The organism is Klebsiella sp. AqSCr (assembly GCF_008452795.1).
Classification (GTDB): Bacteria; Pseudomonadota; Gammaproteobacteria; order Enterobacterales; family Enterobacteriaceae; genus Klebsiella; species Klebsiella pneumoniae.
The window spans coordinates 1-1054 of the sequence record NZ_MJDM01000024.1; the positions used below are offsets into that span (position 1 = coordinate 1).

Consider the following 1054-nt stretch of genomic DNA (forward strand, 5'->3'; position numbering starts at 1 on the left):
GTGGCGCTTGAGGCTTTTTGCCTCATGACGTGAAGGTGGTTTGTTACCGTGTTGTGTGGCAAAAAGCAGAAAGCCCCGTAGTTAATTTTCATTAACCCACGAGGCCACCTGTATGCTGCATCAACATCTGGCAATCCCTCCTTTAGTGTTCTGAGGCAATTGCAATATCTGTGTGAACTTACACAGGAGAAGAAGGCCATGAAACTGCCGCGAAACACTCTGCTCGGGTGCGTATTAATAGTGTGCCTCACACTGCTGATATTCACTTACCTCACCCGGAAATCACTTTGTGAAATCCGGTACAGGGACACGAACAGGGAGGTGGCGGCTTTTCTGGCTTACGAATCCGCTAAGTAGCTAACCCCGGCGGGGGGAAGCCCCCGCCATTCAGGGGAGATGATGTCTGACAAGCCTGAAGCGCCTTTATGAAGGGGTTACCGTTCACCGGTAGCCCCTTTTTCCTGTAAGCAGGAAAAAAAGCCCGCGCGACAGGCGGGCAAAAAGCTTTCATCTACCTACAACACGGATTCAATGAATCGCAAGTCACATTAACATCCTTCATTCTTCGTAACACCCTGTCATCAGTCTGAAAAAAAGAGCGATTGATTGTGAACTTTTGGGTTCTGGTGATAAGTTCGTTCTGTAGCGTAGCCCTCTTTACGGAGGGGTGGAAACAGCAACGGCAGAGTTAAAAGACCACGAGTCAGTGAGGCTGTCCAAAGGCTCCCCGGGGAAACCCGGCGCTACATCAGGTTGCATAGCACTTAACCCGCCCGCCTGCCGGGTTTTCCTTCCGGAAAAGTGCTGCTATAACTTATTCGTGCAATGCGCGGTATCCGCTTTCCTGGTAAATCAGTCGCCCGGTCTGCCAGGTGATACTGCAGTTCATTCCTTATATGATACAGTGATGTTCGCCTGCTTTTTAAGCAGGCTTTTTTTGTTGATTATGTATGACATCTGTCATACAGTTGATTGCGTAATGAACAGAAATTGTTCCACTTAACTCAGTGAGGCGAAGCGCAGTCGCGGGTGAGCCAAAGGAGAGCCAGCATGA

At 49.5% G+C, this 1054-nt stretch carries 1 protein-coding gene; it reads left to right on the forward strand.

Annotated features, from left to right (window positions below):
- The first annotated feature begins 237 nt into the window (after nt 1-237).
- Nucleotides 238-357 (forward strand): type I toxin-antitoxin system Hok family toxin, encoded by a 120-nt coding sequence (locus tag BHE81_RS25745; RefSeq protein WP_159376494.1) that lies wholly within the window; start codon nt 238-240, stop codon nt 355-357.
- Nucleotides 358-1054: the final 697 nt, after the last annotated feature.